Origin of the sequence: Gordonia sp. DT30, from assembly GCF_049844915.1 — a bacterium.
In the GTDB taxonomy this organism is placed as follows: domain Bacteria; phylum Actinomycetota; class Actinomycetes; order Mycobacteriales; family Mycobacteriaceae; genus Gordonia.
Window position 1 is genome coordinate 1 of the sequence record NZ_JBNCLY010000063.1, and the last position, 732, is coordinate 732.

Genomic DNA, 732 nt, shown 5'->3' on the forward strand with positions numbered 1-732 from the left:
ATGTGTTGGATGCGCGGTTGGGTGTGGTGCCGCCCGGGGTTGCGGGTGAGTTGTATCTGGGTGGTGTGCAGGTGGCGCGGGGGTATGCGTCGCGGGCGGGGTTGAGTGCGGAGCGGTTTGTGGCGGATCCGTTTGGTGGTGGGGGTTCGCGGTTGTATCGGACGGGTGATCTGGTGCGGTGGGGTGTTGGTGGGGAGATCGAGTATTTGGGGCGTACGGATTTTCAGGTGAAGTTGCGGGGGCAGCGGGTGGAGTTGGGTGAGGTGGAGGCGGTGGTTGCGGCGGCGCCGGGTGTGGTGCATGCGGTGTGTGCGGTGGTCGATGGTGGTGGTGGGCAGCAGTTGGTGGGGTATGTGTCGCCGGGGTCGGTGGATGTGGGTGTGGTGGGTGAGTATGTGGCCGGGGTGTTGCCGGGGTATATGTGTCCGTCGGTGTGGGTGGTGACCGATGAGTTGGTGGTGAACAGTGCGGGGAAGTTGGATCGTCGGGTGTTGCCGCCGGTGGTGGTGTCGCAGGTGGGGTTCGTGGCGCCGGGGTCGGTGGCGGAGGTGTCGGTGGCGTCGGTGTTCGAGCAGGTGTTGGGTGTGTCGCGGGTGGGGTTGGGGGAGTCGTTTTTTTCGTTGGGTGGTAATTCGTTGTCGGCGATGCGGGTGGCGGCTCGGGTGGCTGATGTGTTCGGGGTGTCGGTGTCGGTGCGGGATGTGTTCGATGCACCCACCGTCGAAGAACTCG

Annotated in this window: 1 protein-coding gene; it reads left to right on the forward strand. The window is 65.0% G+C overall.

Annotation, left to right across the window (positions count from 1 at the left end):
- Positions 1-732 (forward strand): phosphopantetheine-binding protein (locus tag ACLQ3C_RS21440; RefSeq protein WP_425707111.1); only part of this gene is annotated, 732 nt, incomplete at both ends.